At 47.0% G+C, this 5,957-nt stretch carries 4 protein-coding genes; 3 read left to right on the top strand and 1 reads right to left on the bottom strand.

Going from position 1 to position 5,957, the window contains the following annotated elements; all coding sequences use genetic code 11:
• Positions 1-258 precede the first annotated feature (258 nt).
• Positions 259-591: a hypothetical protein gene (locus V2I46_03045; protein MEE4176463.1), complete on the bottom strand. Its 333-nt coding sequence runs from the start codon at positions 589-591 to the stop codon at positions 259-261.
• A gap of 448 nt (positions 592-1,039) precedes the next feature.
• Between V2I46_03045 and tilS the strand changes: the two genes are divergently transcribed.
• The 3 genes from tilS to V2I46_03030 form a co-directional block, all read left to right on the top strand.
• Positions 1,040-2,392 (top strand): tRNA lysidine(34) synthetase TilS, encoded by a 1,353-nt coding sequence (tilS, locus tag V2I46_03040; protein ID MEE4176462.1) that lies wholly within the window; start codon positions 1,040-1,042, stop codon positions 2,390-2,392.
• 125 nt (positions 2,393-2,517) lie between these two features.
• Positions 2,518-4,587, top strand: a complete 2,070-nt coding sequence (locus tag V2I46_03035) for a cytochrome c biogenesis protein CcdA (GenBank protein MEE4176461.1) — start codon at positions 2,518-2,520, stop codon at positions 4,585-4,587.
• Positions 4,588-5,196: 609 nt separating this feature from the next.
• Positions 5,197-5,957: glycosyltransferase family 39 protein (locus V2I46_03030; GenBank protein MEE4176460.1), on the top strand; the 761-nt coding region annotated here is incomplete at its 3' end.

Genomic DNA, 5,957 nt, shown 5'->3' with positions numbered 1-5,957 from the left:
CTGGTTCGTTAATCAACCCTAAAGCTAATCAACGGGTATTTTTTTGCGCTACTTTTTTGGCTTTCCCAATTTCTCAAAGATCGTTGCCCCTACATTTGGGGAGTGCAAAGGTAAAAAGGTTTTTTAATTATTCAATGCCTTATTGAAATAAAAAATAAAAATAATCACCACCACCCTGATTTTCACAGCAATAAAAAACCGCACCCGAAGGTGCGGCTCAAACCTATGAAGCGAAACACGAAAAGAAGCCAATTCAGATTATCTGCGTGCGTATTCACGATAACGAAGTTCATCAAAGATCTGCCGGGTATTAATGGTCACATCATCTGCCTCTTCTTCAGGCTTGGAAATCTGGCTGAGATCGAATTGCATTTGCAGGGCAAAACAACGAACTTCAGTTTGTTTTTCCATCATCATAACTTTAACCATCTCAGGCAGGGAATCAGGAATTTCTTCCACTTTTACTGGAATCTTAACAATCCCGCTTACGCTGTAGAATGACATGGTGCGCTGGGGCTTTCCTCCAAAAACGTTTACACTGGCAAACATCATCATGGAGATCAAAACGGGGATTAAAATTTTTGTTTTCATGATCTGGGGGTTTTATTTTTTTAGTTTTTCTGTTCAGTATTCAGTGCCAAACAACTGCATTCCAATTGCGTGCCATAAATCGTAACTCTTTGATTTTATTTATTTTATAAGAACTAACAATTCTTTCCTTTAAACCCTTGTTCAGTTCTTTTGTTCGGTTTTGGCTGGAATTTGTCCGGTTTCGAACACAACAGAGAAGCCATTTTGATACTATGACGCCATAAACAAAAAAAATGTTACAACAAAACCGCCTTTTTCATGCAGGATCTTTACAAAAAGTCCTGAACCCCCCCGCGGAGCGAGGCTTCCATATCTATTCGAAATACAGTTAATAAGCGAATTTCATTTTTATTACCTTTACACCATTCAAAAAACAAGAAAAAACATTTGATAATCAAACCATTAACCAACCCTGGAAAAGCCCTTGCAAATCCAGCTCATAGAGAATATGACACCAGGCGGCAATTTATCTGAGAAGTTCCTCGCCTTCCTTGAAGAAAACCAACTGGTCAGTAACCCTGACCGCGTCCTGCTTGCCGTCAGCGGAGGAGTCGATTCAATGGTAATGGTCAGGCTTTTCAGCCAGTCAAGCATACCGTTCGCTATCGCACACTGCAATTTCTCCCTGAGGGGTCAGGATTCTGAACTGGATATGGAGTTGGTAAAAAACACTGCGCACAGCCTCAAAGTCCCGTTTTACAGCATTACCTTCAATACCCTCGAATACAGCCAGGAACAAGGCATCTCCATCCAGGAGGCGGCCCGCGAACTCAGGTATAACTGGCTTGCCGATACAGCCAAAGCTCACCAGTATTCACTGATTGCCACCGCCCATCATCTGGACGATTCCATTGAAACCATGCTGATCAACCTGTTGAGAGGCACCGGGCTCAGGGGGCTTGCCGGGATTCCCCTGAAAAATGGTAACATCATAAGGCCCCTGCTTTTTGCGACACGGGAAGAGATAGAAGTCTTTGCCGATCAACAGCAAGTCGGCTTTCGGACCGATATCAGCAACCTTCAGGATAAATACCTTCGCAACCGCCTTCGCCACCAGATCATTCCTATTCTTAAAGAAATTGATCCGGGTTTTGAGCAAAACATGGGATCCTTCCTTGTAAGGATGAAAGCCTCTGCTGAGTTCCTCGAACAGGAGGTGAACCATCAGAAGGCAATTTGTATGAACCCTGAAAAAAACGGTGTTTCCATCCGGATCGAGAAATTGCTGGCTACTTCATCCCCTCAATTGATGCTTTATGAGTTCCTGAAAAACTACCATTTCTCGGGTCCTGTCTGTGAAGATTTGTTCAAAAGCCTGAATGCACAAGCTGGCAAACTATTCTTTTCAAAAACCCACAAAGCCATAAAGGACCGCGATCAAATCTTCATTGTTCCCCTGGGCCAGGATGCCTTCGAACAGGAATATGCAATTGATTCAACAACCTCCAGGCTGGAGGTCCCGGGTGCCTTTTTCACTTTTGAGACCTTCAATGCAGATGAAAAACTTGAATGGCCTGAAAATGAAAGTTCTGCCCTGCTTGATTTTGACCGATTGCAATTCCCCCTCCTGCTCCGCAAAGTCAAATCCGGCGATCGCTTTGTACCCCTGGGAATGAAAGGAAAGAAAAAAATCAATGACCTGCTAACGGATGAGAAAACCCCAATTCACTTAAAGCAAGAGGTTTGGGTATTGGTTTCGGGCAATGAAATTGTTTGGGTTGCAGGCCATCGTATAAGCAATCATTTCAGGATTACACCGGCTACCCGAAAAGGCTTGCTGGCGAAAATTGTGAAATCTTAAACAGAGTAAATTGTATCTTTGCAAACTAAAATTTACATATATGCATGCTTTTAACTTGATTTAACAGTTTGCATTCAACCAATTCGGGTTATTTATGTTTGCCAAATAAAAACCATTATTTCCTTATGAAATTTCGTTCAAAATTTTCAAGCCTGTTCCTGCTGTTTATCTTGCTGATGGTTGGGAACACCGTTACGGGTCAGATCTTCGAGCCCGTTTCCTGGACCTTCTCGCACGAAAAGATTGCCGAGAACCAGTATGAACTTCGTTTCACTGCCAAAATCGACTCCGGCTGGTCCATTTACGGCACGGATATTGACGCTGGCGGCCCCATCCCTACGTCCATTGACTTTAAAGAAGGCAATGGTTACACTAAAGTTGGCGGGCTTCGTTTCCCCGCTCCCAAAGAAAAGTACGATCCCAATTTCGACATGGAGCTTACGATGTTTTCGGGCTCGGTCACCTTTCGCCAGACTGTTGAAGTCACCAGCACCCAAGCCGTAAAAATCACCGGCGAGCTAGGCTTTATGTCGTGCAACGACAGTTCCTGTCTGCCCCCCGATTACATTGAATTTTCCTTTGACCTCCCCGGGGAAACTACGGCTGCCGCCACGGTGGCAGAAACCACCCCTGAAGAGCCAACGGAAGAAATGCCCGTCCAAGACACGGTGGCAGTCACTGAAATTGAACCATTAGAAACCATTATAACAGATGAAACAACCGAACCGGCTGAAGAGCCCGGTCGCGCAAAAGGCTGGTTCTGGGGCACTTTCATCACCGGTGTGCTGGGTGGATTGCTGGCCCTGCTCACCCCCTGCGTTTTTCCGATGATCCCCCTTACGGTGAGCTTCTTTTTGAGAAACGCCGGAAACCGCAAGCGTGCCATCCGCGATGCCTTGTTTTACGGGCTGACCATCATCTTTGCCTATGTATTTATTGGCCTGGCTATTTCGATGATTTTTGGCGCCAACGCCCTTAATTCACTGGCAACCAATCCCTGGTTCAACGTGTTCTTCTTTGCCCTGCTCATATTTTTCGCTGCCTCCTTCTTCGGTGCTTTCGAGTTGACCATGCCCTCCAGCTGGTCGAATGCCCTCGACAGCAAAGCAGATGAAAAAGGGGGGCTAATCGGTGTCATCCTGATGGGTTTGACCTTTGTGCTCGTATCGTTTAGCTGTACTGGCCCCATCGTAGGAACCCTTCTGGTAGAAGCAGCGACCAGTGGCGACGTGCTTTCGCCCGCCATCGGCATGCTGGGCTTCAGCCTGGCCCTGGCCATTCCCTTCAGCCTCTTCGCCGTTTTCCCCACCGCCCTCAAGTCACTTCCCAAGTCGGGTGGGTGGATGAATTCCGTTAAAGTGGTGCTTGGCTTTATCGTATTGGCCTTTGCCCTGAAATTCTTTAGCACGGCTGATGCCGTTGCACAGTGGGGCATCCTCGACCGCGAAGTATTCATTGTGCTTTGGATCGCCATTTTCTTCTTGCTGGGCTTGTACCTGATCGGCAAGATCAAGTTTGCCCACGACAGTGAGCTGCAATATCTTAGCGTACCCCGCCTGTTGCTGGCCATCGGGGTATTCGCCTTTGTCTTTTACCTCATTCCAGGTCTTTGGGGGGCTCCACTCAATGCTGTCAACTCGTTCCTGCCCTCTTCCACCACACAGGACTTTGACATGACCCGCAACACAGGGACAGGAAATGTTGCCGTCAACCCGGCCAACACCCTTTATGTGGGAGAGAGCGTCAAGCAAAGCGTGCACGGCCTGATGGCCTTCACCGACTATGAAGAAGGCATGGCCGCTGCCAAAAAAGCCGGCAAACCCGTTTTCCTTGATTTCACAGGACTGGGTTGCGTCAACTGCAAAAAAATGGAAGCCTCCGTTTGGCCGGATCCTGCCGTTCTGGAAATGCTGCGCGATGATTTTGTAAAGATCTCCCTGTATGTGGACGACCGGACTCCCCTGCCCGAATCGGAACAATTTGTTTCGTCGGCGCTGGGACGCGAACGCACCATCAAGACCATCGGCCAGAAATGGAGCGTTTTTCAGGCCGAGCGCTATGGCGTAAACACACAACCTTACTATGTTTTGCTCGACCACAAAGAGAACCAGCTGGCACCCGCTTACGGCTTCGACACCAGCATTCCCAAATTCATTGAATTCCTCCAGACCGGGAAAAACAATTTTAACCAATAAGCGCACCTGGTCTTTAGAATAAGGCCAGAATGTCAAAAGGCTGTCCTGAATGTCCAGGGCAGCCTTTTATTTTAATGCAATTTCATCCGGGAAATCAGTCCATATCCGAGCAATTTTTCATCTACCATACTGCCGCCGCTACACGGCTAAGGGAGAAATGGGAGAATCGCCAATTTACTACCAAACTATCGCTGCTACGGGGCTTTAAAATTGAATACTCGACCTCATGATCCGTTTTATTCAAATTCCCAATTCCAGCTTTTTATTATTCACTTTTCATTTTTCATTTTCAAATAGCCCGACTCTGCCCATAAGCCTACCAAACACCTACCCTGGTCGTGTGTACCTGAACCAGGCACGACCTTCACACGAGCATGGTACGACCATGTTCTCTCCCGAAGTTGTTTTTTTATAATGAAAAGACTGTTTTTTTCGATACTTTTTATTTTCTAAAAACATTCCTTTTTAGCAAGGAAACATAGCATAATCAATTAATAACCAGTACAATACAAATTTGAGGTATCAGGAGGCGAAGGTAAGCTGAAAAAATTCCTACTTTTACCATTCGAAAGAAGGCAGGCAAGTAAAGCAGATCAACTCAAGTGAAAGATGCAAAAACAAACCCATCCCCTGTCGTATTACACCGGAATTGCGATCATGGCGATCCTGCTTGTGGTTTCGCTGATGCGGTATAAGGAAAACATCATTTCGTGGGACACCTTTGGCTATTACCTTTATTTGCCGGCCACCTTCATTCATCACGATCCTGGCCTGAAAGACCCGGGATTTGTGGAAGAAGCGCTGCAAACCTATGAGGGAAGCACGACCCTTTACCAGGCTTCACAGGGACCTGAAGGGGGCCTGATCATCAAGTATTCTTCGGGACTGTCGCTGTTGTTTTTACCGGGCTTTGCCGTGGCTCACCTGGTGGCGCTGGTCACCAGTTTTCCTGCCGATGGCTTTTCATTGCCCTATCAGCACGCGGTTTTCATCACCAGCCTGTTGTTTACCTTCCTGGGGCTGATTTTTATCCGTAAGGTCCTGCTGAAATATTTTGATGACCGGCTGACCACCGTGCTGCTGGTCCTGCTGTTTCTGGGCACCAATTTGTTTTACGTTTCCGTGAAACATACGCTGGTGCACAATTTCCTGTTTGCCCTGTATGCGCTGATGCTTTGGCTGGTAATTCGCTGGCACGAGAAGCCCACTGCCCGCCTGTCGGTTTACCTGGGACTGGTCCTGGGGCTGATCATCATCATCCGGCCCACTGAGGCCATCTGCCTGGTGATACCGCTTTTGTGGGGGGTGTATGACTGGAAAACACTTAAGGAGAAATATAGGCTGATCCGCGACCATTTCCGCAAGATCCT

The organism is Bacteroides sp., from assembly GCA_036351255.1.
Classification (GTDB): domain Bacteria; phylum Bacteroidota; class Bacteroidia; order Bacteroidales; family UBA7960; genus UBA7960.
This window is presented reverse-complemented; position numbering and strand designations above follow the sequence as displayed.

Bases quoted from the DNA above. Each gene is read 5' to 3' on its own strand.
- tilS (MEE4176462.1), top strand. From the start codon at position 1,040: ATGACACCAGGCGGCAATTTATCTGAGAAGTTCCTCGCCTTCCTTGAA.
- V2I46_03035 (MEE4176461.1), top strand. From the start codon at position 2,518: ATGAAATTTCGTTCAAAATTTTCAAGCCTGTTCCTGCTGTTTATCTTG.
- V2I46_03045 (MEE4176463.1), bottom strand. From the start codon at position 591: ATGAAAACAAAAATTTTAATCCCCGTTTTGATCTCCATGATGATGTTT.